This is a genomic window from Streptomyces sp. NPDC050504, assembly GCF_044458065.1.
In the GTDB taxonomy this organism is placed as follows: Bacteria; Actinomycetota; Actinomycetes; order Streptomycetales; family Streptomycetaceae; genus Streptomyces.
In genome coordinates this window covers 264,041-286,452 of sequence record NZ_JBITHO010000008.1, presented here as the reverse complement: position 1 = coordinate 286,452, position 22,412 = coordinate 264,041, and the positions used below count along the sequence as shown (strand labels likewise).

General features: G+C 73.2%; 19 protein-coding genes. 9 read left to right on the top strand and 10 right to left on the bottom strand.

Annotated elements, in window-relative coordinates; genetic code table 11:
• Window positions 1–89: 89 nt before the first annotated feature.
• From ACIBNE_RS29440 to ACIBNE_RS29420, 5 genes are read right to left on the bottom strand one after another with little or no spacing between them, the layout of a single operon-like run.
• Complete coding sequence (locus tag ACIBNE_RS29440; protein WP_399276800.1) at window positions 90–1,007, bottom strand: tyrosine-protein phosphatase; 918 nt, start codon at window positions 1,005–1,007, stop codon at window positions 90–92.
• 13 nt (window positions 1,008–1,020) lie between these two features.
• The gene (locus ACIBNE_RS29435) at window positions 1,021–2,121 is read right to left on the bottom strand and encodes an NAD(P)H-dependent flavin oxidoreductase (protein ID WP_399276797.1); all 1,101 of its coding nucleotides are present in this window, start codon (window positions 2,119–2,121) and stop codon (window positions 1,021–1,023) included.
• Complete coding sequence (locus ACIBNE_RS29430; protein WP_399276795.1) at window positions 2,118–2,864, bottom strand: CoA-transferase subunit beta; 747 nt, start codon at window positions 2,862–2,864, stop codon at window positions 2,118–2,120. The genes ACIBNE_RS29435 and ACIBNE_RS29430 overlap by 4 nt, the downstream gene beginning before the upstream one ends.
• 11 nt (window positions 2,865–2,875) lie before the next feature.
• Entirely contained in the window at window positions 2,876–3,718 is an 843-nt protein-coding gene (locus tag ACIBNE_RS29425) for a CoA transferase subunit A (protein ID WP_399276793.1), read from the bottom strand.
• Entirely contained in the window at window positions 3,715–4,464 is a 750-nt protein-coding gene (locus ACIBNE_RS29420) for an enoyl-CoA hydratase family protein (protein WP_399276791.1), read from the bottom strand. Before ACIBNE_RS29420 ends, ACIBNE_RS29425 begins: the two co-directional genes overlap by 4 nt.
• A gap of 65 nt (window positions 4,465–4,529) precedes the next feature.
• Between ACIBNE_RS29420 and ACIBNE_RS29415 the strand changes: the two genes are divergently transcribed.
• The 3 genes from ACIBNE_RS29415 to ACIBNE_RS29405 all read left to right on the top strand — a co-directional run bounded on the left by ACIBNE_RS29415 (window position 4,530) and on the right by ACIBNE_RS29405 (window position 7,390).
• Window positions 4,530–5,321 carry an SDR family oxidoreductase gene (locus ACIBNE_RS29415; protein WP_399276790.1) on the top strand — a complete coding sequence of 264 codons (792 nt, stop codon included), beginning with the start codon at window positions 4,530–4,532 and terminating at the stop codon, window positions 5,319–5,321.
• Window positions 5,318–6,274 (top strand): SDR family oxidoreductase, encoded by a 957-nt coding sequence (locus tag ACIBNE_RS29410; protein ID WP_399276788.1) that lies wholly within the window; start codon window positions 5,318–5,320, stop codon window positions 6,272–6,274. The genes ACIBNE_RS29415 and ACIBNE_RS29410 overlap by 4 nt, the downstream gene beginning before the upstream one ends.
• 69 nt (window positions 6,275–6,343) lie before the next feature.
• On the top strand, window positions 6,344–7,390 hold the full coding sequence (locus tag ACIBNE_RS29405; RefSeq protein ID WP_399276786.1) for an aminoglycoside phosphotransferase family protein: 1,047 nt from the start codon (window positions 6,344–6,346) through the stop codon (window positions 7,388–7,390).
• 73 nt (window positions 7,391–7,463) lie between these two features.
• On the opposite strand, the gene ACIBNE_RS29400 is transcribed toward ACIBNE_RS29405, so the two are convergent.
• Both ACIBNE_RS29400 and ACIBNE_RS29395 read right to left on the bottom strand, forming a co-directional pair.
• Window positions 7,464–8,030 (bottom strand): PP2C family protein-serine/threonine phosphatase, encoded by a 567-nt coding sequence (locus tag ACIBNE_RS29400; RefSeq protein ID WP_399276784.1) that lies wholly within the window; start codon window positions 8,028–8,030, stop codon window positions 7,464–7,466.
• A 344-nt stretch (window positions 8,031–8,374) separates the two neighbouring features.
• The gene (locus ACIBNE_RS29395) at window positions 8,375–9,421 is read right to left on the bottom strand and encodes an ATP-binding protein (protein ID WP_399276782.1); all 1,047 of its coding nucleotides are present in this window, start codon (window positions 9,419–9,421) and stop codon (window positions 8,375–8,377) included.
• A 485-nt stretch (window positions 9,422–9,906) separates the two neighbouring features.
• Between ACIBNE_RS29395 and ACIBNE_RS29390 the strand changes: the two genes are divergently transcribed.
• The 3 genes from ACIBNE_RS29390 to ACIBNE_RS29380 all read left to right on the top strand — a co-directional run bounded on the left by ACIBNE_RS29390 (window position 9,907) and on the right by ACIBNE_RS29380 (window position 13,973).
• Window positions 9,907–12,360 carry an ATP-binding protein gene (locus ACIBNE_RS29390; protein WP_399276781.1) on the top strand — a complete coding sequence of 818 codons (2,454 nt, stop codon included), beginning with the start codon at window positions 9,907–9,909 and terminating at the stop codon, window positions 12,358–12,360.
• Window positions 12,361–12,511: 151 nt separating this feature from the next.
• Complete coding sequence (locus ACIBNE_RS29385; RefSeq protein WP_399276779.1) at window positions 12,512–13,153, top strand: TetR-like C-terminal domain-containing protein; 642 nt, start codon at window positions 12,512–12,514, stop codon at window positions 13,151–13,153.
• Window positions 13,146–13,973 (top strand): alpha/beta fold hydrolase, encoded by an 828-nt coding sequence (locus tag ACIBNE_RS29380; RefSeq protein WP_399276777.1) that lies wholly within the window; start codon window positions 13,146–13,148, stop codon window positions 13,971–13,973. Before ACIBNE_RS29385 ends, ACIBNE_RS29380 begins: the two co-directional genes overlap by 8 nt.
• Before the next feature lie 9 nt (window positions 13,974–13,982).
• On the opposite strand, the gene ACIBNE_RS29375 is transcribed toward ACIBNE_RS29380, so the two are convergent.
• Window positions 13,983–14,675 (bottom strand): class I SAM-dependent methyltransferase, encoded by a 693-nt coding sequence (locus ACIBNE_RS29375; protein WP_399276775.1) that lies wholly within the window; start codon window positions 14,673–14,675, stop codon window positions 13,983–13,985.
• 178 nt (window positions 14,676–14,853) lie between these two features.
• On the opposite strand from ACIBNE_RS29375, the gene ACIBNE_RS29370 reads away from it, so the two are divergent.
• The gene (locus tag ACIBNE_RS29370; protein ID WP_399276773.1) at window positions 14,854–15,282 is read left to right on the top strand and encodes a ribonuclease domain-containing protein; all 429 of its coding nucleotides are present in this window, start codon (window positions 14,854–14,856) and stop codon (window positions 15,280–15,282) included.
• A 90-nt stretch (window positions 15,283–15,372) separates the two neighbouring features.
• Here the strand turns inward: ACIBNE_RS29370 and ACIBNE_RS29365 are convergent, their stop codons facing one another.
• Entirely contained in the window at window positions 15,373–16,884 is a 1,512-nt protein-coding gene (locus tag ACIBNE_RS29365) for an ankyrin repeat domain-containing protein (protein ID WP_399276771.1), read from the bottom strand.
• Window positions 16,885–17,035: 151 nt separating this feature from the next.
• Window positions 17,036–17,923 (bottom strand): hypothetical protein, encoded by an 888-nt coding sequence (locus tag ACIBNE_RS29360; protein ID WP_399276769.1) that lies wholly within the window; start codon window positions 17,921–17,923, stop codon window positions 17,036–17,038.
• Window positions 17,924–18,179: 256 nt separating this feature from the next.
• Here ACIBNE_RS29360 and ACIBNE_RS29355 point away from each other — a divergent pair, with 256 nt between their 5' ends.
• Window positions 18,180–19,001, top strand: coding sequence for a S1 family peptidase (locus tag ACIBNE_RS29355; RefSeq protein WP_399276767.1), 822 nt, complete (start codon window positions 18,180–18,182; stop codon window positions 18,999–19,001).
• A 326-nt stretch (window positions 19,002–19,327) separates the two neighbouring features.
• Window positions 19,328–22,339 (top strand): endo-alpha-N-acetylgalactosaminidase family protein, encoded by a 3,012-nt coding sequence (locus ACIBNE_RS29350; RefSeq protein WP_399277167.1) that lies wholly within the window; start codon window positions 19,328–19,330, stop codon window positions 22,337–22,339.
• Window positions 22,340–22,412 lie beyond the last annotated feature (73 nt).

The window sequence follows — 22,412 nt, the reverse complement described above, 5'->3', positions numbered from 1 at the left end:
GCGCCCCCCCCCCCGCGCGGTCTTTTACGCCCCGCCAGGGTTTCGGGAACGCCCCGCGCAGCGGAACCCCCGCCACCCCGCCGTGCCCCCTACTCCACCAACTTCGCGCGCAGCGCGACCAGCACCTGCGGCTCCAGCCCGAGCCCCTTCGTCAGGTAGCCCCCGAACCCTCCGTACAGCCGCTCGACCTCCGCGAGCGCCCCCGCCAGATACTCGTCCCGCACTTCCTGAAGCGGGATGATCAGATCCGGGTTCTGCATCAGGCCCGCCTGCTTCAGCCCCTCCCGCACCTTCGCGTCGTACGCGGCCCGGTAGCCGTTCGACGCCAGATAGTCCCGCTCTGCGGTCGCCGCGGGCACGCCCACCGCGCGCAGCAGGACGTAACTCAGCCAGCCCGTACGGTCCTTGCCCGCCGTGCAGTGGAACAGCACGGCACGCCCGCCGGCCGCCACGTCGCGCACGGTCGCCGCGAACCGCTCCCGGTTCGCCGGGTCGTTCACGAACGCCGGATAGACGGCGCGCATGAATGCCGCCGCCCTCCCGCCGCCCAGCATCTCCTCCTGCCTCACCGGGTCCCTGGACCCGATCGCCGCGTACAGCTGCTGGTAGAGCCCGTTGTCCGTGACGGGGCGGGGGACGGGGATGACGCCGGGCGGCAGCCTGTCCTGACCGTCCTGCTGGACTTCGAGCGGGATGCGGAAGTCCACCGCCTTCCCCAGGCGGAGCCCCGCGAGCGTCGCGACGTCGGCCTCGGTGAGCCTGCCGAGCGCGTCCGCCCGGTAGGCGACGCCGTAGCGCGTGCGCTTGCCGTCGTACGTGAGGTGACCGCCCAGGTCACGGACGTTGACCGCGCCCTGGAGCGGGATCTGGCGGGCGCCCTCCCCGGCCACCGCGCCCGTGGGCCCCGTGGAAACGGCACCCGCGGGTGCGACCGGCAGCAGGGCCAGCGTCAGGGCGGTCAGTACCGCCGCCGCCCTCGGGCGCACTCGCGTACGGCTCGTGCTCATCTCTCGGCTCCTTCTACGTAGGAGGTGGAAGGGTGCGGAGTACGTGCTGTGCCTCGGACATGACGCGGTGGATCAGTTCCTCGCAGGTGGGCAGCGAGTCGATGACCCCCGCGACCTGCCCGGAGGCCATCACGCCCAGATCGGTGCGGCCGTCGACCATGGAGGCCCTGAGCAGCATGGGCGTGTTGGCGGCCAGGAGGACCTGGCTCCAGGTCAGGTCCTTGCCGTGCCTCATGGCGAGCCCGTCCTTGACCATCCGGGACCAGCTCAGACCGGAGACCTTCCTGAAGCCGAAGGCGTGCCGGACGGCGTGGGCCAACGCCCGTGTGCGCCCGGCCCGTTCCAGCGACGCGACGAACTCCGTGCGCAGCATGCGGTGCGGCAGCCCGTCAACAGCCGTTGTCACGGTGACGTCCTTGACCGTCGCCGCGAGGTACGCGGCCTTCACCGCGTCCGGCACCGTCGAGTCCGAGGTGAGCAGGAAGCGGGTGCCCATGGCGATGCCCGCCGCCCCGTAGGCGAGCGCCGCCACGAGGCCGCGCCCGTCGTGGAAGCCGCCCGCCGCGACGACAGGGACGTCCACCGCGTCCACCACCTGGGGCAGCAGCACCGACGTGGCCACCTCCCCGGTGTGGCCGCCGCCCTCGGAACCCTGCACCACCACCGCGTCCGCGCCCCAGGCGGCGACCTTCTCGGCGTGGCGGCGGGCGCCGACGGACGGCATGACCACCACGCCCGCGTCCTTCAGTTCGGCGATCAGCTCCCGCGAGGGGGCGAGCGCGAACGACGCGACCCGCACCCCCTCGTCGACGACGATCCGCACCCGCTCGCGGGCGTCCGCCGCGTCGGCCCGGAGGTTGACTCCGAAGGGCGCGTCCGTACGGGACTTGACTTCGCGCACCGCCCGGCGCAGTTCGTCCGCCGTCATCGTCGCCGACGCCAGGATGCCGAGCCCGCCCGCGTTGGCGGTCGCCGACACGAGGCGCGGCCCCGACACCCACCCCATGCCGGTCTGGACGATGGGGTGCCTGACCCCGACCAGCTCGGTCAGTGCCGTCTCCAGCGCGTACCGCGCCGGGTCATCAGGCGTTGTCTCCCGCGCGCCCTCCCTCACGCCGGGACCTCGCGCTCCCGGGTCGCCGCCGGGTCGATGACCTCACGGATCAGCCGGAGGTCAACGTCCGTGGGCTCCCGGGTGAACGGCACCTCGGCGGGGATCACCAGCGGGAAGCCCGTGGCCGCCCGCACCTCGTCGACCGTGACGCCCGGGTGGAGCGACGCCAGCCGCATCGAGCGGTCGGGCGTGTCGAAGTCGAAGACGCCGAGGTCGGAGACGACCCGGGGGATGCGGTGGAAGCGGCTCGCGGACGGCCCGGCCGCCGCCGCGGAGTCGTAGCCCACCCCGCAGACCATGTCGACCTTCTCCACGAAGACGCGGGGGGAGTGCTTCGGCACCCAGTAACTGACCGGGTTGTTGAGGGTGTTGGCCGGTGCGCCGCGCACTCCGAGGAGCTGCCGGGCGGGCTGCCGCCAGTCGCCGATGCAGGAGATGTTCTGGTTGCCGTACCGGTCGATCTGGCTGGCGCCCATCATCACGTGCCGCCTTCCGCCGGTCACCACCGTCAGGTGCCTGCGGTACGGCAGCCAGCCCTCGGCCGCGCCGTCCGGGCCGACGAGCGTCGCCTCGCCGTCGGTGAGCAGCAGATCGGGTGCGAAGGTGCGCCGGGCGAGCCGGGCGCCCACGGCGGGCACCAGTCCCATCGGGCTGGCCAGCACCTCTCCGTTGTCGCGCCACGCCTCGGCGCAGGCGATCACGCAGTACTCGGCCCGGGTGACAACGCCCGTTGACCGGGGCATCGGGTGCGGGGTCACTGTTGCTCCTCGTGCCAGGCCTGGACGGCGGACTGGTAGGACTTCTCGTCGGGCCCGGCCAGGAAGCGCGCGGCGAACTCGGGCCAGGGGGTCGTCGCGTACGCCTTCTGGAAGGGTTCGTCGCGGCCGTAGTCGGGTGCGCACGAGGTGAAGTGCGCGCCGTTCGGGGTCTCGGTCACACCGGCCACCGACGAGCGGCTGACGAGCAGGGTCTGCGGCGGCGCGTCGCCGAAGCCGTCGACGAGCCGTTCGCAGGAGACGTACGCCGCGTCCGCCGCCTCGCAGAAGAGGTCGTCGAAGTACGGGTCGGGGCCCAGGTACTGGCCGTTGCCCAGCCGGTCGGCGCGGTTCAGGTGGACCAGGGCCGCGTCCAGCCGCAGCGCGGGCATCGCGACCAGCGTCTCCCCGTCCTCGTACGGTGAGGTGACCGTACGCAGGCCGGGGTTGACCCGCATCACGTCCGAGCCGATGCCCGCGCGCACGGGCATGAAGGGCAGCCGGTTGGCGGCCGCGTGCAGCCCCCACATGAACATCGCCTCGTCGACCTCCGTCAGTTCGAAGGCGCCGCGCTCGCGGGCCGCGCGGAAGCGCGGTTCCAGGGGGATCGAGTCCAGCGTCACGAAGGCCGTCACCAGCTTGCGGACGCGGCCCGCCGCCGCGAGGAGGCCGACGTCGGGGCCGCCGTACGAGACGACGGTGAGGTCGGTGAGGCCGGAGCGCAGGATCGCGCGCACCAGGGCCATCGGCTTGCGGCGCGAACCCCAGCCGCCGATGCCGATCGTCATGCCGCTGCTGAGGCGGGAGACGACCTCGTCGGGGGACATCACCTTGTCGGTCACGAGCGCTCCCTGGTGCCGAAAGAGGCGCGGACGCGGTCCGCGACCCCGCCGAGGTTCGCCTCGAAGGTGAACCCCTGTTCGTAGCGGTAGCTGCGGCGCACGTCGACGGGGTCGATGCCGTTGATGGCCGCCTTCGCCAGCCGGATGAGGCCGCCGTCCTTGCGGGCGATCTCGCGCGCCAGCTCCAGTGCGGCGGAGGTCAGTTCGGTGCGGGGCACCACCCGCCAGACCGAGCCGTGGGCGTGCAGTTCATCGGCCGTCGCGGTGCGCGAGGTGTAGTACAGCGCGCGCATCAGGTGCTGCGGCACCAGCCGCGCCAGGTGCGTCGCCGCTCCCAGCGCGCCCCGGTCCAGCTCGGGCAGGCCGAAGGTCGCGTCGTCCGACGCCACGATCGCGTCGGCGTTGCCGACCAGACCGATGCCGCCGCCGAGGCAGAAGCCGCCGACGGCCGCGACGACCGGGACCTCGCACTCGTACACGGCGGCGAACGCCTCGGCGCAGCCCCGGTTGACGCCGATCAACGCCTGGTGGCCCGCATCGCGCTGGAGTTCCTTGATGTCGACGCCCGCGTTGAACCCGCGGCCTTCGGCGGTGAGCACGACGCAGCGGACGTCCTGGTCCCGGCCGGCCGCGCGGACGGCGTCGGCCAGGTCGTACCAGCCCTGGACGGGGAGCGCGTTGACGGGCGGGAAGTCGACCGTGACGAAGCGGACGCCCTTCTCGGGGCTTGTGGTGGAGACACCCATGAGTGGATCAGCTACCTTTCCACCAAACGTTTGTTAGGTGCGTTGGGTCAGGAAGGTAGCAGCGAATGGAACTGGACGGGAGGGTCGCGGTCGTCACCGGCGGCACCCGGGGCGTCGGCGCCGGCATCGCGCGGGCGTTCCTGGGCGCCGGGGCGCGGGTGGTCGTGTGCGCCCGCAGGCCCCCGGACGAACCGATCGCGGCAGCCGGCCGGAACGCCGAGTTCAGCGCGCTCGACCTGCGGATGCCAACGGCCGTTGATGAATTCTTCACGGAGGTCGTGGCGGCCTGCGGACGGCTGGACGTGCTGGTCAACAACGCGGGCGGCACGCCCTACCGGCCGTTGGCGCAGGGCGGCGCCGCGCGGCACGCGCGTGTGGTCGAGCTGAACCTGTTGGCCCCGCTGACCGCGTCGGTCGCCGCGTACGAGCACCTGCGCGCGAGCCGGGGCTCGATCGTGATGGTCGGCAGCGTCAGCGGCACCCGCCCCTCGCCGGGAACCGCCGCCTACGGCGCGGCGAAGGCGGGACTGGAGAACCTGGCCCGTTCCATGGCGGTGGAGTGGGCACCTGAGGTCCGGGTCAACACGCTCGTCCCCGGCATGGTCCGCACGGAGCTGTCCCATCTCCACTACGGCGACGAGGCGGGGCTCGCCGCCGTCGGCTCGACGGTCCCGCTCGGCCGCCTCGCCGAGCCCGCCGACATCGGCGAGGCCGCCGTCTTCCTCGCCTCGCCCAGGGCCTCGTACGTCAGCGGGGCGTCGCTGCTGGTCCACGGGGGCGGAGAGCGCCCCGCCTTCCTGGCAGCGGCGAACGCCAACAACCAGCCTGCGGAAGCAGTGGAAGGGGAAACGGCATGACGGGAGACAGCGTGTCGGGGAACGGCGTGACAGGGAACGGTGCGACGGGGCTCTGCGAGGGCCGCGTGGTCGTTGTGACGGGCGCGGGCCGCGGCCTCGGCCGCGCCCACGCGCTCGCCTTCGCCGCGGAGGGCGCCGAGGTGGTCGTCAACGACCTCGGCGTCGGACCCGCGGGCGACGGAACCAGCGCCGCGCCCGCGCAGCGGGTCGCCGACGAGATCGTCGCGCTCGGCGGCCGGGCGGTGGCCCACGGCGGCGACATCGCCACGGCGGACGGCGCGGCCTCACTGGTCGATACGGCCCTGGAGACGTTCGGGCGCCTCGACACGCTCGTCAACAACGCGGGATTCCTGCGCGACCGGATGCTCGTCAACCTCGAAGAGGACGACTGGGACGCCGTGATGCGGGTGCACCTCAAGGGGCACTTCCTCCCGCTGAAACACGCGGCGGCACACTGGCGGGCCGAGGCCAAGGCGGGGCGGCGGACCGAGGCCAGGGTGGTCAACACCAGTTCCGGGGCCGGGCTGCTCGGCAGCGTGGGTCAGGGCAACTACGCGGCGGCCAAAGCCGGGATCGTAGGCCTGACGCTGGTCGCGGCGGCCGAGATGGGGCGGTACGGAGTCCAGGTCAACGCCATCGCCCCGGCGGCCCGCACCCGGATGACCGAGCAGACCTTCGCCGGGACGATGGCGGCGCCCGGCGCGGGCGCCTTCGACGCGATGGCCCCCGAGAACGTCTCCCCGCTCGTCGTCTGGCTCGGCTCGGCCGACAGCGCGGGCGTCACCGGCCGGGTCTTCGAGGCCGAGGCCGGGCGGATCACCGTCATGGAGGGCTGGCGCCCCGGTCCCACCGCGGACAAGGGCGCCCGCTGGACCCCGGCCGCCGCGGGCGCCGCCGCCCGCGACCTGTTGGCACGGTCCGACGAGCCGCGACCGGTGTACGGAACGCGCTGAGGCCGGGCTCCGGGCAGGGCATCGAAAAGAGGTTGGCGAAGCGGTCGGGGGCCGTGCTGGGATGGCGCGATGCGCGATGAAACAGCCGTGGACACCGGAGCGGCCGCCGCCCCGGGCACCGATCTGCCCGTCGAGTACGGCGACTACGCCGACGTCCCGACCCCGTGGAACCGCCCCGCCTGGCGGGACGCCCTGCTGTCCTGGGCGGAACAGGCGTTGACCGCGCACGGGCTTCGCGAGACCGGCGGGCGCACCGTGCGCCTACGCCCGTGGTCCGTCCTGGTCAGGATGCCCGTCGAAGGGCGCGAGCCCGTGTGGTGCAAGGCGAACCCGGCCGCCTCCGCCTTCGAGGCCGGACTCGGCGAAGCCCTCGCCCGCTGGGTGCCGGACCACGTGCTGCGCCCGATCGCGGTCGACGCCGCACACGGCTGGTCCCTCCTCCCGCACGGCGGTGAACTCCTCGCCGACCGGCTCGACACCGGAGAGGCGGGTCTCGACGACTGGGCGGAGGCCATGCGGCAGTACGCGCTGGCGCAGCGCGCCCTGGCCCCGTACGCCGACGAGATCGAGGCGCTGGGCGTGCCGGGCGCCCGCACCGCCCAACTGCCCGGCCTCCTCGACGGGCTCGTGGAGTCCAACACGTCGCTCGGCGACGGTGACCGCAAGGCGCTCGACCTGCTGCGCCCGCGCATCCTGGAGTGGTGCCAGGAACTCGACGCGCTCGGCGTCCCCGACACACTCGACCATTCCGACCTGCACGAGAACCAGATCCTCAGCCCCGCGCCCGGCCGCTACACCTTCTTCGACTGGGGCGACGCGGCCGTCGCGCACCCCTTCACGACGATGCTCGTCACCGCCCGCACGGCCCGCGTGCGGTTCGGTACCGAAGCGCTGCCCCGGCTCCGCGACGCCTACCTCGAACCGTGGACGGCGGACGGCCGCTCGCCGCGCGAGCTGCGCCGCGCCGTGAGCCTCGCCTGCCGCCTCGGCGCGCTCAACCGGGCCCGCTCCTGGGGCCGGCTGTTCCCCGAGGCGCTGAGCGGCAGCCTCGCGGGAGCGGGCGACGCAGATGTGGCGCGGTGGCTGCGAAGACTGCACGACGAACCGCCGCTGTAGCGGTAGGGCGGTAGGGCGGTACGGCGGTACGGCGGTACGGGAGTCCGTACGCCCCGTAGCCCCGCGGCATCCCTCACCGCCCCCGCGGACGGCCGTCCAGCTCCGCCGCCAGGAGCGACGCGTCGTCCCGCAGGCGCCCGCCCGCATGCCGCAGCAGGTCAGTGGCCACCTCCTCCACGAACGCGTCCAGCGGACGGTCGACCAGGGGCGCGGCGCACTCCGCCAGGGGGTAGGCGGTCCCGGCGGCGTCCGTGGCGTCGCTGACCCCGTCGGTGTAGAGCAGCAGCCGGTCCCACGCCCCCGCGGGTATGCAGCCCGCCGCGCACCACCCGTCGTCCAGGTCCAGCAGACCCAGCGGCGGCGCGGGCGCGGGGACCGCCGCGCACACCGCCGAGCGGCCGCGCATCAGGAGGGGCGGCGGATGCCCGCAGCACACCAGGTCGCCGGTGCCGTCCGGCCTGATGCCGACCAGCGTGGCGGTCACGAACCGGTCGGGTTCGGCCGAAGAGGCGATCAGGGAGTGCAGCCGTACCGCGACCCCTTCCAGCGTTTCCTCGTGCGCGGCGAGATCACGCCAGGCCCGCAGAACGGTCGCGGCCCGTCCGGCGGTTCCCGGGCCGTGGCCCATCACGTCCCCCATGACTAATCGCGCACCGAAGGGGGTGTCGACGGCCCCGTACAGATCGCCGCCCGCCCGTCCAGGCCGACCCCGAGGTCCGATGCGGCGCGTCCGGACGCGGAGCACGCCGACGGTCTCGGTCAGGGGGTGCAGCGAGCGGTGTTCGGCGGGCATCAGGGCCTTCCGGGCTGGTGCCGGCAGCGGCCCGACGGCTGTCCGGCCAGGATGGTCTGCGCGGTCTGCCGGAAGAGTATTCAGCCACGCGTGCCTGTGATGTTCTTTTGCCGAAAGGCGTCGTACCGGCCCGTACGGGTGTACCAGCCCCCTATCGGGGCCGGATGTACCCACCCTCAACAAGGGCTCCGCTACTCCTCCCTGCCCGCGAGCCACGCGAGGTGCCGCGCCCTTATGGTCGAGCTCTCCCCGAGCGCGTGCAGCCGCGCCGCGCCGTACGTGCGGACCGTCACCGGCAGCCAGAACTTCTCCGCGCGGCCGGTCAGCAGCGAGGACTCGGCGAGACTGGCCAGCCGTCCGGGAACGTCGGCCAGCGCCGCGTCCCCGCACACCGCCACGGCGTCATCGGAGGTGAACCCCGTCACGAACACGGAGAGCCGCGCCCACAGCAACCGGTCCGCCGGTGCGCACAGTTCGTGACTTCGGCCGAGCGCCGTGCACAGGGACCGGTGGTGGTGCGGGCTGACCGGCGCGGCGGTGGGGCGGTGCAGATCGCGGCCCATGTCGAGGTCGTGGTCCAGCTCTTCGACCGTGCGGTGCTGGAGCTGGGACGCGGCCAGCTCCAGGGCGAGCGGCAGGCAGTCGAGGCGGCGGCAGATGCCCCGCACCAACTGCTCGTCGTGCCCGTCGGCCACGAACGAGGGGTCGTTCGCGCGGGCGTACCGGGTGAACACGGCCACCGCCTCGCTCTCCGTCAGCGGCGCCACGCTCAACATGCGTTCCGCGGCGACGCGCAGCGGCGTACGGCTGGTGACCAGGAGCGCGACACCCGGACAGGAGCGCAGGAGGTCGGCGGCGAACCGGGCGCACGACGCCACCAGGTGTTCGCAGTTGTCGAGCACGAGCAGCAGGCCGCTGCCGCCCAGCGCGTCGAACAGCGCCTCGGGCATGGGGCGTTCGGTAGTCGTCGGTACACCGACGGCGGCCGCCACCGTATGGGGCAGGAGCCGTCCGTCGCGCAGCCCGGCCAGGTCGACCACGTGCGTGGCGCTCCGGCGCGCCCCCTCCCGGCCCCTCCGTGCCACCCTGGTGGCCGTCTCCCTGGCCAGGCGCGACTTGCCGACGCCGGGCAGCCCGGTCAGGGTGACCACCCGGCCACCTTCCAGCAGCCGCTCGATCCCGTCGAGCAGCAGTGCCCTCCCGATCAACGCCCCGCTCGCGTCGCGTCCGCTGTGCATGGCGCCGCTCCCGTCCGCCGTGCCGGTTCCCCGCTCACTGCACAGCCTCCCGCGCGGACCTCTCGCGCCGCGTCGGCACGATGCCCGATGCGCGTACGGGCGTTGACCGGGCGCGGGGTACCTAGAGCGTGCGGCGGGGCGGTCTCGGTAGGCGCGAGGCGCTCTCGGTAGGCCTCGTCGGCGCACTGGGCATACCGAGGGGGCGGCCCCGCTGTACGGAGGGAGGGCCCCGGCGGAGGCGACGCGGAAGCCCGAACACAGCGGAAGCTCCAAAGACAGCGGAAACTCCGAAGACAGCGGAAGCCCGAAAACAGGCGTGGTCCGAACCGGATCATGAGCCCGCCGGACGCGACCGGGGTGATTATCCCAGGAACTCGCCCCCAACGAGTGGTTCTCCGGCGAATCAGCGGTGCCCGTACGGGCAGGCCACTAGCCTGCGCCGCATCCGTGGACCATCCGCCGACCACCTGGAGCGCCCTCCCCTCATGAGCCCCCACCCCGCCCGTCGCGCGGCCGGAGAGCTGCCCGCCGAGACGACGAACTTCATCGGCCGACGCCGTGAGCTGGCCCAACTCGCCGATGTGCTGGGACGGGCCCGGCTCGTCACGCTCCACGGTCCCGGCGGGGTCGGCAAGACACGGACGGCGATCCGCGCCGCCCACCAGGCCAAGGAGGGTTTCCCCGGAGGCGTCCACCTGGTGCCGCTGTCGGCGCTCGCGGACCCCGAACTGCTGGCGAACACCGTCGCCACCGCACTGGACCTGCCCGAGCAGTCCGCGCGGCCCGCCATCGAGATCGTCGCGGACCATCTGGAGGACAAGGAAGTCCTGCTCATCCTGGACACCTGCGAGCACCTGGTCGACGCGTGCGCACTGCTCTGCGACGAACTGCTGCGCGCCGCGCCCAAACTGCGCATCCTCGCGACGAGCAGGCAGCCGCTCGACGTGCCGGGCGAGCACGTGCTGCCCGTGCCGCCGATGGAGGTGCCGGACGAACTGCCGGGCGCCGCACAGAGCGAACCCTCGGACGCGGTGCTGCTGTTCGCCGACCGGGCCGTGGCGGCCGTCCCCGGCTTCGCGCTCGGCGACGACAACCGCGCCGACGTACTCGCCCTGTGCCGCCGCCTCGACGGCATCCCGCTCGCCATCGAACTGGCCGTGTCGCGGTTGCGCGTCCTGTCGCTCGACGAGATGCTGGCCCGTCTCGACCACCGGTTCCGCACCCTCAACGGAGGGCGGCGCACCTCCGTGCCCCGGCACCAGACGCTGCGCACCGCGATCGCGTGGAGCCACGACCTGTCCACGGAGCCGGAGCGCGTGCTGTGGGCCCGGCTTGCCGTCTTCGCGGGGGAACTGACCCTCAAGTCCGCGGAGGCGGTCTGCGCGGACGAGGAGCTTCCCGTGGAGGAGGTGCTCGAATCCCTCATCGGGCTGGTCGAGAAGTCCGTCGTCCTGCGCGTGGAGACCCCCGACGGCACCCGGTACCGCATGCTCGACACCATCCGCGAGTTCGGCCTCGAACAGCTTGCGGAAGCGGGCGACGAGGAGCGGACCAGGCAGCGGCACCTGGCGCACTTCCTCGACACGGCCCGCGAGTTCGACCTGCTGTGGACGACCGACGCCCAGCTGCCGCTCCTGCGCAACCTGGTGCGCGACAAGGCCAACCTCCGTACGGCGCTGGAGTACTGCACGGCGGCCCCTGCGCAGGGCAGCCCCGTTCCCGTGTCCGGCCCGGTGCCGAGCGGGGCCGGTCCGGAGGGTTCGGGGGACGCCCCGGTGCCCGGGGGCGCGGGGCTGGAGATGGCGACGGCCCTGTGGGGCTTCTGGCACTGCACCGGTCTGCTCACCGAGGGGCGCTACTGGCTGCGCAGGGCCCTGGACAGGTACCCCGAGGACTCGCCCGCCCGGGTCAGGGCCCTCTGGCTGACCAGCTGGTACATGGACATCCAGGGCGAGCGCGGCAACAACGAGGGCCTGCTGCGGGAGGCCGAGGGGATCGCCGACCGCATCGGGGACGATTCGGGCCGGGCGTGGACCCTGTCCTTCCAGGCCCACCGCCGCTACTTCACGGGCGACCTGGAGGGCTGCGCCGACGACTTCGACCAGGTGCGCGCCCAGCTCATGGCGCTCGGCGACGAACGCGGCCTGATAATGATCGGGTTCTACGCGGGGTTCATGCTCTTCATGGAGGACAACCTCGACAAGGGCATCGCGTGGTGCGACGACTCGCTGTCCCGCAACGAGGTGCACCCCGCGGAGTCCTGGTCGCGGAGCTGGGCGCTGTGGGTCAAGAGCGTCGGCCTGTGGCTCCAGGGCAACGCGGAGGCTTCCGTCGAGTGCGTCCGCGAGGCGATGCGCCACAAGGCGGCCCTGCGGGACGTGATGGGCGTGGCCCACTGCCTGGAGGGACTCGCCTGGTACGCGGCGACCCTGCGGCACTTCGAACGGGTGGCCGTTCTCCAGGGAGCCGCGGACGCCCTGTGGCGCCGTGCTGTGAAGGAGGCCAGGTTCGGCGTTCCCTTCCTGCACGATCTGCACGACACGGCGGCGCGGGAGGCGCGCGCCGCGCTGGGCGCCGACGGGTACCACGCCTCGCACACGGAGGGCGGGCTGCTGACGCTCGACGCGGCGGTGGAGGCGGCGCTGGCCCAGGACACGGCGACCGCGCCCGAGGTGCCGTCCCAGCGCTCGGGCCCGGCCGACGGGCTCACGCCCCGCGAGCGGCAGGTCGCCGCACTGGTCAGCGAGGGGCTGACGAACCGCGAGATCGCGGGCAAGCTCGTCGTCTCCAAGCGGACCGTCGACTCCCACGTCGAGCACATCCTCACCAAACTGGGCTTCACCTCGCGCTCCCAGATCGCGGCACTGCACGGCGCGGCCCCGCGGAGCGCGCCGGTCCCGCAGCGGGGCGAACCGCACCGGGGTCCCTCGGAGGTCTGACCCCGGCCCTTTCCGGCCCGGCCCATCCAGGCCGTCCAGCCCGTCCCTTCCGGAGGTTTAATCCCGCGACCGCCGCGCCCTTCCTCGGTATCTTGTGCGAAACCTAGGGGTCCTAGGTTTTGGTGCGCGACGGTACGGGGGGCGACGGCGGATGGCGCGTGCGGGGCTCAACGCGGACCGCGTGGCCGAGGCGGCCGCGGACATGGCCGACGAGATCGGCTTCGACAGCATCACCATGTCCGCGCTCGCCCGGCACTTCGGGGTCCGGGACGCGAGCCTGTACTCGCACGTCAAGAGCGTGCGGGAGCTGCGCACCCGGGTCGCGCTGATCGCCACCCGCGACCTGGTCGACCGGATTGAGGCCGCCATGGCGGACCGGGCGGGACGGCCCGCGCTGGCGGCGTTCGCGGGCGCGTACCGCGACTTCGCCCACGAGCGCCCGGGGCGCTACGCGGCGACCCAGATCCAGCTCGACCCAGCGGTCGCCGCGTCGTCCGACGCCGTGCGCCGCACCCTTGAACTGATCGACGGAATGCTGCGCTCGTACGGCTTGGGCGACCCCGACCGGACCGACGCGGTACGGCTGTTGCGCTCGGCCTTCCACGGCTACGTCAGCCTGGAGGCGATCGGCGGCTTCGGCCATCCGCGCGCCGTATCCGAATCCTGGGACCGGATCGTCGAGTCGCTGCACTTCCTGTTGACCAACTGGCCGTCGGAGGCCGGGAAAGAGCCGGGGGCGCCCGAACCGGGGAAGTGCGGGGCGCCCGAACCGAAGGAGAACGAGGATGCCTGAGCTGAAGGTGGACGGTGCGACCCTGCACTACGAGGTGCGCGGAACCGGGCCCGTCCTGCTGCTGATACCCGGGGGCGGCGGCGAAGCGGCCGTGTTCGACCGGCTGGCCGCCGGGCTCACCGACCGTTTCACCGTGGTCGCCCACGATCCGCGCGGCCACTCCCGCAGCGCGCTCGAAGGGCCGGTCGCCGACCAGCGCGTCGAGGAGCACAGCGAGGACGTGCACCGGCTGATCGAGGAGGTCGCCCCCGACGGGGAGCCGGTCAGCGTGCTGGGCGCCAGCTCGGGCGCGATCGTGGCGCTCGACCTGCTGGCCAGGCACCCCGAGCGGCTGCGCACGGTCGTCGCGCACGAGCCCCAGACCGTGGGCGTGCTGCCGGACGCCGAGCGGCACGAGGCGCTGTTCGCCCGGGTCGTGGCCGCCTACCGGAAGGACGGGCTCGGCGCGGCGATGACGGTGATGGGCGCGGGCGTCGGGGCGGAACTGCCGGCCACGGACCGGGAACTCGGGGAGGGGGAGCTGCCCTACCCGCCCGAGGTGATGGAGCGGGTCATGGCCAACATGCCGTTCTTCCTGGAGCGCGAACTGCGGCAGTTCTCCGCGTACGTCCCCGACACGGCGGCGCTCGCCGCGGGCCCGGCGCGCCTCGTCCTCGCGGGCGGGCGCGACTCCAAGGAGCAGACGCTCCGGCGCCCGGTCGAGGAACTGGCGCGGCTGCTCGGCACGGAGACGGTGGTCTTCCCCGGCGGCCACACGGGCACGAGCAGCCATCCCGCCGCGTTCGCGCGGAAGCTGGTGGAGGTGCTCAACGGGCGTTGACCTGATGCCTCAGGCGAGTCCTGCGGTGTTCCCGGTGTTCCCGGTGCCCTCGGCCGGCTTCCTGGCCATCAGGTACGCCTGGGGCGTCGACTCCAGCAGCGCCGGTTCGCCCTCGCGTACCGCCCTGGTGTGCGGGGCGAGCCCGGCGCCGCGCAGCAGCTCGGCGATGTGGTCGGGCCGGAGCCTGTGGAAGTCGAGCGAGACGGGGTGGCCGAACGGCTCCGCGACGCGCAGGGGTTCGTCGCCGACCTGGAAGGCGACGAGCAGTTCGCCGCCGGGTGCCAACAGGCGTTGGAATTCGGCGAAGAGGGCAGGCAGCCGGTCCTGTGGCGTGTGGATGACGGAGTACCAGGCCACGATCGCGCCGAGCGCCCCGTCCGGCAGGTCGAGGTCCGTCATCGAACCGACCTCGTAGCGCACCTCGGGGTGGTCCCGGCGTGCCAGCGCCACCATCTCCGGCGACAGGTCGACCCCGAACACCGGAAGGCCCAGCGCGTGGAGATGGGCCGTCACCTCGCCCGGTCCGCAGCCCAGTTCCGCCGTGGGGCCGAGGTCCGCCGCCAGCACCGTCTCGGCGAAGCCGGTGAGCAGCGCCCGGTCGAAGGGCCTGTCCTTGAGCACGTTCCGGTAGCGGTCGGCGTAGTCGGTCGCCACCGTGGAGTAGAAGGTCCGGGTGGCGCGCAGGAAGTCCGGTTCGATCATGGTCCCGAACCCTACGCCCGGTGTGGGAGGCGGGGCGAACGCGCGGGGGAGAGTGCCCGGAGGCGGGTGAACGCCGGGACGAGGTCCCGTTAAGCGGGATAGGGGCGGAGTTAACAGGCAGAGAACTCAAGGGAGTTGCCTTGACCTGGACATGTCTACGCGCGTCATGATGGTGCGCATGCGGATCCCCCCACGTATCTCAGCCATCGGCTCGATCGCGGCCCTCGCCGCCACCCTCCTCGTCGGCGGCCCCGTCGCCGCCGCCGGTGCGGCCCCCGCGAACCACGCCCCCACGGCCTCCCTCACCGTCGCGGTCAAGGCGGTCGGCAACGTCTGCTACTCGGCACTGCCGCCCCAGGCCCACGACACGCTCGACCTCATCGAGTCCGGCGGCCCCTTCCCGTACGACCAGGACGGCACGGTCTTCAGGAACCGCGAAGGCGTCCTGCCGGGCCAGTCCTCCGGCTACTACCACGAGTACACCGTCATCACCCCCGGCTCGCCCACGCGCGGCGCGCGGCGCATCGTCACCGGCCAGCGGGTCCAGGAGGACTACTACACCGCCGACCACTACGCCTCGTTCCGCCTCGTGAACCACGGCTGCTGAGCGACCGGCCCGCTCGGGCGCGGCGGAAAGCCCCGCGCCCCTGTCCGGGCCTTCCGCCGCGTCCCTCCGCCGCGCCCCTCCGCCCCGCCGTCAGTACGACCGGCCGATCCTCGGCAAGGTCCGCTCCAGCCACCGCCTGACCTTCTCGTCCGCCAGGTGCGACACCGCCTCCAGCGCGGTGTCCCTGGCGTATCCCTCCGGTTCGCCGTCGGCCAGGATCCGCGCCAGCGCGTCCACCGCGCGCGGGTCCTGCCGCATCGCGAGCCCCCGCGCGGCCTCCGCGGCGGTGTCCGCGTGCCGGTCCTCCAGCCGCTCCGCCAGCGCCTCGCGGATCAGCGGCGTGTCGGCGTCCACCCCGGCCAGCGCCATGGTCGCCCAGTCCCGCACGGAGGTGTCCCCGTCCCGGGTGAGCGCCACCAGCGCCCCGATCGCCTCGGTCCCGTCGCCCGGCACGAGGCCCGCGAGGGCGACGGCCACCCGGACCCGCACCTCCGCGTCGGGATGGTCCGCGTGGCGCAGGATGTCGGGGATCGCCGACGGATCGCACTGGTGGCCGAGCGCCGCGACGACCGCCTCGGTCAGCTCCCGCACCCCGGGCTCGCGCGCCAGCTCGCGCAGCACCGGAAGGGCGCGCGCGGCGAACGGCCGCTCCCCGCCGAGCATGCCCAGCTGTGCCAGCACGTCCACGCCGAACGCCTGCCGCAGCGGATCGTCGCTCGCGCACCAGGCGACCGCTGCCTGGAACGTCTCCTCGTCCCCGCGCTGCCACAGCGTGTCCACGGACTCCGCCCAGCAGTCGACGTCGGGGTCCCCGAGGCTCAGGGCGCGCGAGGCGAGCTCCTCGTACGGAGTCTGGGTGCCCGTCTCGCGTTCCAGGACGGTTGCGATGGCTCCGTGCCCCGTCTGCTGTTCATTTCCGGCCAAAGGCTCGCCGTCCCGCAGAACTTCCACCACGACGGTCACTCCGCCGCACTCCTGGACCCGCCGCGTCACCGTCGTGAAGGCCGGATCGCCCCCGTACTGCTCCAGGAGCCCGCGCCGCAGCTCCGCCTCGACGTCCGCCCCGATCCACCGCCGCGCCTCGGCCAGCGCCTCGCTCCTGGACCTCGCGCCGTGCCGCAGCAGTGCCTGTACGGAGCCCAGGGAACCGCGCCGTGCGGCCAGCACCAGGGGCGGTACGCCGCTGTGTGCCAGGTTCGGATCGGCGCCGTACTCCAAAAGGGCCTCCACCACGCCCGTGTGCCCCAGCTGGGTCGCCCACGCCATGGCGGTGAAACCGAACCCTTCCCGCCGGTCGGGGCGGGCGCCGGCCGCGAGCAGCGCCCGTACGGCGGCGGTGTGTCCGCCGACGGCCGCGGCGCACAGCGGCAGGTCGTCGGCCTCGGGGCCGCACAGCAGGTCGGGGTCGGCGCCCGACGCCAGCAGCAGCCGTACGATGCCGGGCCGGTCGGCGAGCGCCGCGTGGTAGAGCGCGGTGTGCCCCTCGTCGTCCGCGGCGCTCGCGGACACGCCCGTGCGCAGGAGCCGCACCACCTCGTCCTCGTCGCCCGTGCGCACCGCTTCGAACAGGAGGGAGACATCCGTTTCGCGCAACTCGTCCATGACCGGACCCTACGCGCGGCACCTCGGGCGCCGCAGTTCCAATACGCGGGGCCCACAGCCGTTGGCACGGCAGCCGGGACGGCGGCGACAGGCCTGGGCGCCGCACTCCAGTACCGCCGGGCCTGGGCGCCGCGCTCCAGCACCGCCAGGCCTAGGTGTCGCACTCCAGCACCGTGCGGCACAGCCCGCAGCGCGCCCGCACCCGTCCGCGCACCGGGATCCTGATGCGCTGGTGGCAGGTGGGACAGGGGAAGGAGACCCGCAGCCCGCCGCGTCCGTTCTCGAAGCCGTACGGCGTGCCGCTCGCCGCGCCCGGCCGCTCCTGCGCGCAGCGCCGCTCCCGCGCGTAGCGCCGCCGTCCGGCCCAGCCCGCCGCTGCGAGCGGCGGCTGCTGGGCGTCCCTGCGGGCCATCGCCAGGCCCTTGGTGTACGCCGTGTACGCCTGGGGGCTGGTGAACCAGATCGAGGGGTCCTCGTCGAACAGCACGGCACGCTTGGCCAGCACGTACCCGAACTCCTCCGGCGTCAGGTAGCCGAGCTTCTGGCTGGAGTGGGCGTCCTCCCGGTAGGCGTCCAGCAGCAGCCAGCCCGCGCCGAGGTAGGTGGTCACCGTGTCGGTCAGGATCTCGTTGGCGCGGGTGCCGGGGAAGGCCAGCCCGAGCCGGTGCAGCAGGACGTGCGTCACCTCGTGGGCCAGCGCGGCGCCGATGTCCCTGCGGTGCGTGCGGAAACGGTCGTTGAGCTCGATGAAGTACTCGGGCCCCGCGGCGAGTTCGACGCTCGCCGCGTGCTCCATCCCGCGGAAGCTGACGATCATTCGGGCGTCCGGAAGGCCCAGGTGCTGGACCATCGCGCGCGCCACGCGCTGGGCGCCCAGGTGCAGGTCGTCGGTGTCCGCGAAGGCCACGTCGGCGGGCGGGACGCTGCTCCCGAAACGGGCGACGCCGTCGGGGGAGAGGCGCCGGTAGAGGGCGGTGACGGCGGACCGCACGGTGTCGAGGTGCGGGAACCCGTGTGCGACCGTGCTGCTCGACGTCACGCCCCGACCCCCTGTGCGAACCGACCGGATCCTCTGCGCGATTCTCCAACCAGCGCTCACTCTACGGGTGTTGGCGTCGACCCTGAGAATGCCGCCCCCGCTGCCGACCCCCGGTGAATGGCCGAAATCTGATCCTTGTGACCCCGGCCACCCCTTCCCGATAATCCGGATCACGTCTTGTCGGGCACATGTCACTCGTTCGAGTGGTGCGTGTTTGACGACGTGTCAGCCCACCCCCCACGAGAGGCGGAAACGCATGAACAGCAAGGCCGTACGTGCGCTCAAGAGATGTGCCGCAGCCGGGACCGTGATAGCCGCGGCGCTCGGACTCCAGGCCGGCTCCGCCACCGCCGCGCCCCACGCCGACCACGTCAAGCCCGTGGCCCAGGCGGCCGTCCCCGCGCCGCCGCCGGTCGTCGGCGGCACCCGCGCTGCCCAGGGCGAGTTCCCGTTCATGGTCCGGCTCTCCATGGGCTGCGGCGGCTCCCTCTACGCCAAGGACATCGTCCTGACCGCCGCGCACTGCGTGAGCGGCTCCGGGAACAACACCAGCATCACCGCCACCGCGGGCGTGGTGGACCTGCAGAGCTCCAGCGCCATCAAGGTCCGCTCCACCAAGGTGCTCCAGGCCCCCGGCTACAACGGCTCGGGCAAGGACTGGGCGCTCATCAAGCTCGCCAAGCCGATCGACCTGCCCACGCTGAACATCGCCGACACCACCGCGTACAACAGCGGCACCTTCACCGTCGCGGGCTGGGGCGCCAACCGCGAGGGCGGCAGCCAGCAGCGCTACCTCCTCAAGGCCCAGGTGCCGTTCGTCTCCGACGCGAGCTGCAAGAGCTCCTACTCCGACCTGATCCCGGGCGAGGAGATCTGCGCCGGCTACACCGCGGGCGGGGTCGACACCTGCCAGGGCGACTCCGGCGGCCCGATGTTCCGCAAGGACAACGCCAACGCCTGGATCCAGGTCGGCATCGTGAGCTGGGGCAACGGCTGCGCCCGCCCCAACTACCCCGGTGTCTACACCGAGGTCTCCACCTTCGCCTCGGCCATCAGGTCCGCGGCGAGCACCCTCTGACGAGGCCGTACACGACGGCGGCGCCGGGCCCCAGCTCCTGAACGACCGGGGTCGGCGCCGCCCCTGACGGCCGCGTCCGGAACATCGTTGCGACACGGGAGGGGCGGGTGCCCCGGACCGGGCCCCCGCGGCCCAAAGTCCAAGACCCGCCCCTCCTTTGTCCATGGGCGCCCTCGCCCCGCCCGACGCATCTTGACGTGCACGGAAACCCGTGAGGCACCCGGCACGAGCGAGGAGCGAGCGTGGACGCGAACGAACAGGACGACCAGCGGCGCGGACCCGGCCGTCGGACGGTGGTCGCCGCCACCGCGCTCGCCGGAGCGGGCATGGCGCTCGGGGCCCCGGGCACCTCCCTCGCGGCCCCCGGCACCGCCGCCGCCCGGACCCTGCTGCGGTCCACGGCGCTCGACGTACGGGTCGACCCCCGCTTCCCGCGGATCGTCTCGTACACCGAGCGCGCCACCGGGGCCGTCCTGCACGGCCAGGAGGAGACGGTCACCACCGTCCTGATCGACGACGTCCCGCACGTCCCGGAGGTCACCGCACGCGCCGGGCGCGACCGGATCGCGTACGTCCTCGCCTTCGACGGCGGCACCGAGATCCACGTCGAGATCCGGGTCACGGGCCACCGCACCGACTGGCGGGTCACCCGCGTCGCCGACACCCCCGCACTGCGCGTGGGCACCCTCCGGATCCCCGGCCTCGCCTTCCTCTCCGTCCGCAGCGACCAGCCGGGCGCGGCCCTGCTCGCCGCCCGCATCGAGCTGGACAAGGCCAAGAGCGGCGACACCCTGGTGCGGCCCACCCCCGCCACCCCCGCGGAGGCGGACAAGGGCTGCGCCTACGCCGTCGTCGCCCACGACCGGCTCGGCGGCGCGGTCGAGACCAACACCGTCTGGGACAAGCCCACCACGGCGGCGGGCACCACCTGGGAGAACGGCCGCCTCTGGCGCCGTACGACCGTCGCGGACGGCTACGTCAAGGCGGAGCTCTCCTGCGGCCAGTGGACCCACCGCGCGGCCACGTCCCCGGTCGGGGCCACCGAACCCCTGCCGTACGCCACCGTCGTCGTCACCGGGGACCGCAACGGCGACGGCGTCGTGGACTGGCAGGACGCGGCGATCGCCTTCCGCGACATCATGGTCAACGCCCGTGGGGCCGACGAGCAGCACCTGCGCGTCGTGCCGCACATCCCCTTCAACTTCGCCTCACAGGCCACGAACCCCTTCCTCGCCACCCTCGACGAGGTCAAGCGGATCTCCCTCGCCACGGACGGGCTGCGCCAGTACACCCTCCTCAAGGGCTACCAGTCCGAGGGCCACGACTCCGCCCACCCCGACTACGCGGGCAACTACAACGAGCGCGCGGGCGGCCTCGAAGACCTCAACACCCTGGTCCGCGAGGGCCGGAAGTGGAACAGCGACTTCGGCGTGCACGTCAACGTCACCGAGTCGTACCCGGTCGCCAACGCCTTCTCCGAAACGCTCGTTGACAAGGCCAACGAACAGTGGGACTGGCTGGACCAGAGCTACCGCATCGACCAGCGCCGCGACCTGGTGTCCGGCGACGTCATCAAGCGTTTCGCGGACCTGCGCGCACAGACCGACCCCGCCCTGAACACCCTCTACATCGACGTCTTCCGCGAGTCCGGCTGGACCTCCGACCGCCTCCAGCGGGCCCTGCGCGAACAGGGCTGGACGATCACCACCGAGTGGGGCCACGGCCTGGAGCGCTCGGCCGTCTGGGCGCACTGGGCGACGGAGACCGACTACGGCCCCGACACCTCGCGCGGCATCAACTCCCAGCTGATCCGCTTCGTCCGCAACCACCAGAAGGACGTCTTCGCCGACAAGTGGCCCACCCTGCTGGGCATCGGGCGCACCGGCAACTACGAGGGCTGGGTGGGCAAGACCGACTGGACCACCTTCCACACCCTCATCTGGACCGAGTCGCTGCCCGCGAAGTACCTCCAGGCGTACCCGATCAAGCGCTGGACCGACCACGAGATCACCTTCTTCGGGCCCGTGCCCACAGCCGTTTCGGACGCGACGGGCAGCCGCCGCATCACCACCGACGGCAGGGTCGTGTACGAAGCGGGCAGCTACCTCCTGCCCTGGGAGCCGCGCAGGGCCACCGACCCGGCGAAGCTCTACCACTACAACCCGAAGGGCGGCCGGACGGCCTGGCGACTGCCCAGGGGCTGGTCGGGCCTCGGCACGGTGGCGCTCTACCGCCTCACCGACCAGGGCCGGGTGTACGAGGGGCGGCTGCCCGTCCGGGCCGGCCGCGTGAGCATCGAGGCGAAGGCGGGACAGCCCTACGTCGTCCATCGCGACCGGGTCCGCAGCGCCCCCGACCCGGACTGGGGCCAGGCCACCCCGCTGCACGACCCCGGCTTCAACTCCGGCTCCTTGGACGGCTGGGCCGCGACGGGTCCCGCCGAGGTCGTCCGCAGCGCGCTCGGCGACCACGAACTCGTCGTGGGAGCCGGCGGAGCGGCGGCCGTCAGTCAGCGCCTCACGCGCCTGGCACCCGGCAGCTACGCCGCGTCCGTACAGGTCGAGGTCGGCGCGGAACCGGGCGAGCGGCGCAGGGCCGCCCTGGAGGTCCGTACCGCCGACGGCGTGACGGCCGCCAACTGGACCGACACCTCCACCGCGGGGAACCACGTCGCGGCCGACCGCAAGCACGGCACCCGGTTCCAACGCGTGTTCACCCGCTTCACCGTCCCCGAGGGCGGCGGCCCCGTCACCCTCACGCTGCGCGCGGCGGCCGGGGAGGCGCGGGTGCGTTTCGACAACGTCCGTGTCGTGGCGGCGGCGCCGCCGGTCAACAGGCCAGGCGTCCTCGCCCACGAGGACTTCGAGCACGTCCCCCAGGGGTGGGGCGTCTTCGTCAAGGGCGATGCGGGCGGCGCCACCGACCCGCGCACCCACATCGCCCAGCGGCACGCGCCGTACACCCAGCGCGGCTGGAACGGCAAGGCGATCGACGACGTGATCGACGGCACTGAGTCGCTGAAGTCGCGCGGCGAGAACGACGGCCTCGTGTACCGCACCGTCCCGCACACGGTGCGCTTCGCGGCGGGACGCCGCTACCGGGTCTCCTTCCGCTACGAGAACGAGAAGGCGGGACAGTACGCCTGGATCACGGCGGTGGACGAACCGGGCGCGCGCGAGCTGTCGCGGCAACCGCTGCCGGTGGCGACCGCGCCGACGGTCCTGAGCTACGAGTTCACCGCGCCCGACCGGGGCGAGGCGTGGGTGGGACTGCGCAAGACGGGCGACGACGGAACGGCGGAGTTCGTCCTCGACGCGTTCGAGGTGCGCGAAGCGTGACGCCGTACGGAACGTGACGCGGGGCGGCCCGGGGCGCGGTGCCCCGGGCCGCCCCGCGTCACTTCGGATACGG

Coding starts and splice junctions, on each gene's coding strand:
- ACIBNE_RS29400 (WP_399276784.1), bottom strand. CDS start 8,030: ATGGGGGACGTGATGGGCCACGGCCCGGGAACCGCCGGACGGGCCGCG.
- ACIBNE_RS29385 (WP_399276779.1), top strand. CDS start 12,512: ATGGCGCGTGCGGGGCTCAACGCGGACCGCGTGGCCGAGGCGGCCGCG.
- ACIBNE_RS29380 (WP_399276777.1), top strand. CDS start 13,146: ATGCCTGAGCTGAAGGTGGACGGTGCGACCCTGCACTACGAGGTGCGC.
- ACIBNE_RS29415 (WP_399276790.1), top strand. CDS start 4,530: ATGGAACTGGACGGGAGGGTCGCGGTCGTCACCGGCGGCACCCGGGGC.
- ACIBNE_RS29405 (WP_399276786.1), top strand. CDS start 6,344: ATGCGCGATGAAACAGCCGTGGACACCGGAGCGGCCGCCGCCCCGGGC.
- ACIBNE_RS29430 (WP_399276795.1), bottom strand. CDS start 2,864: ATGCCCCGGTCAACGGGCGTTGTCACCCGGGCCGAGTACTGCGTGATC.
- ACIBNE_RS29350 (WP_399277167.1), top strand. CDS start 19,328: ATGGCGCTCGGGGCCCCGGGCACCTCCCTCGCGGCCCCCGGCACCGCC.
- ACIBNE_RS29420 (WP_399276791.1), bottom strand. CDS start 4,464: ATGGGTGTCTCCACCACAAGCCCCGAGAAGGGCGTCCGCTTCGTCACG.
- ACIBNE_RS29355 (WP_399276767.1), top strand. CDS start 18,180: ATGAACAGCAAGGCCGTACGTGCGCTCAAGAGATGTGCCGCAGCCGGG.
- ACIBNE_RS29365 (WP_399276771.1), bottom strand. CDS start 16,884: ATGGACGAGTTGCGCGAAACGGATGTCTCCCTCCTGTTCGAAGCGGTG.
- ACIBNE_RS29390 (WP_399276781.1), top strand. CDS start 9,907: ATGAGCCCCCACCCCGCCCGTCGCGCGGCCGGAGAGCTGCCCGCCGAG.
- ACIBNE_RS29410 (WP_399276788.1), top strand. CDS start 5,318: ATGACGGGAGACAGCGTGTCGGGGAACGGCGTGACAGGGAACGGTGCG.
- ACIBNE_RS29370 (WP_399276773.1), top strand. CDS start 14,854: ATGCGGATCCCCCCACGTATCTCAGCCATCGGCTCGATCGCGGCCCTC.
- ACIBNE_RS29440 (WP_399276800.1), bottom strand. CDS start 1,007: ATGAGCACGAGCCGTACGCGAGTGCGCCCGAGGGCGGCGGCGGTACTG.
- ACIBNE_RS29395 (WP_399276782.1), bottom strand. CDS start 9,421: ATGCACAGCGGACGCGACGCGAGCGGGGCGTTGATCGGGAGGGCACTG.
- ACIBNE_RS29375 (WP_399276775.1), bottom strand. CDS start 14,675: ATGATCGAACCGGACTTCCTGCGCGCCACCCGGACCTTCTACTCCACG.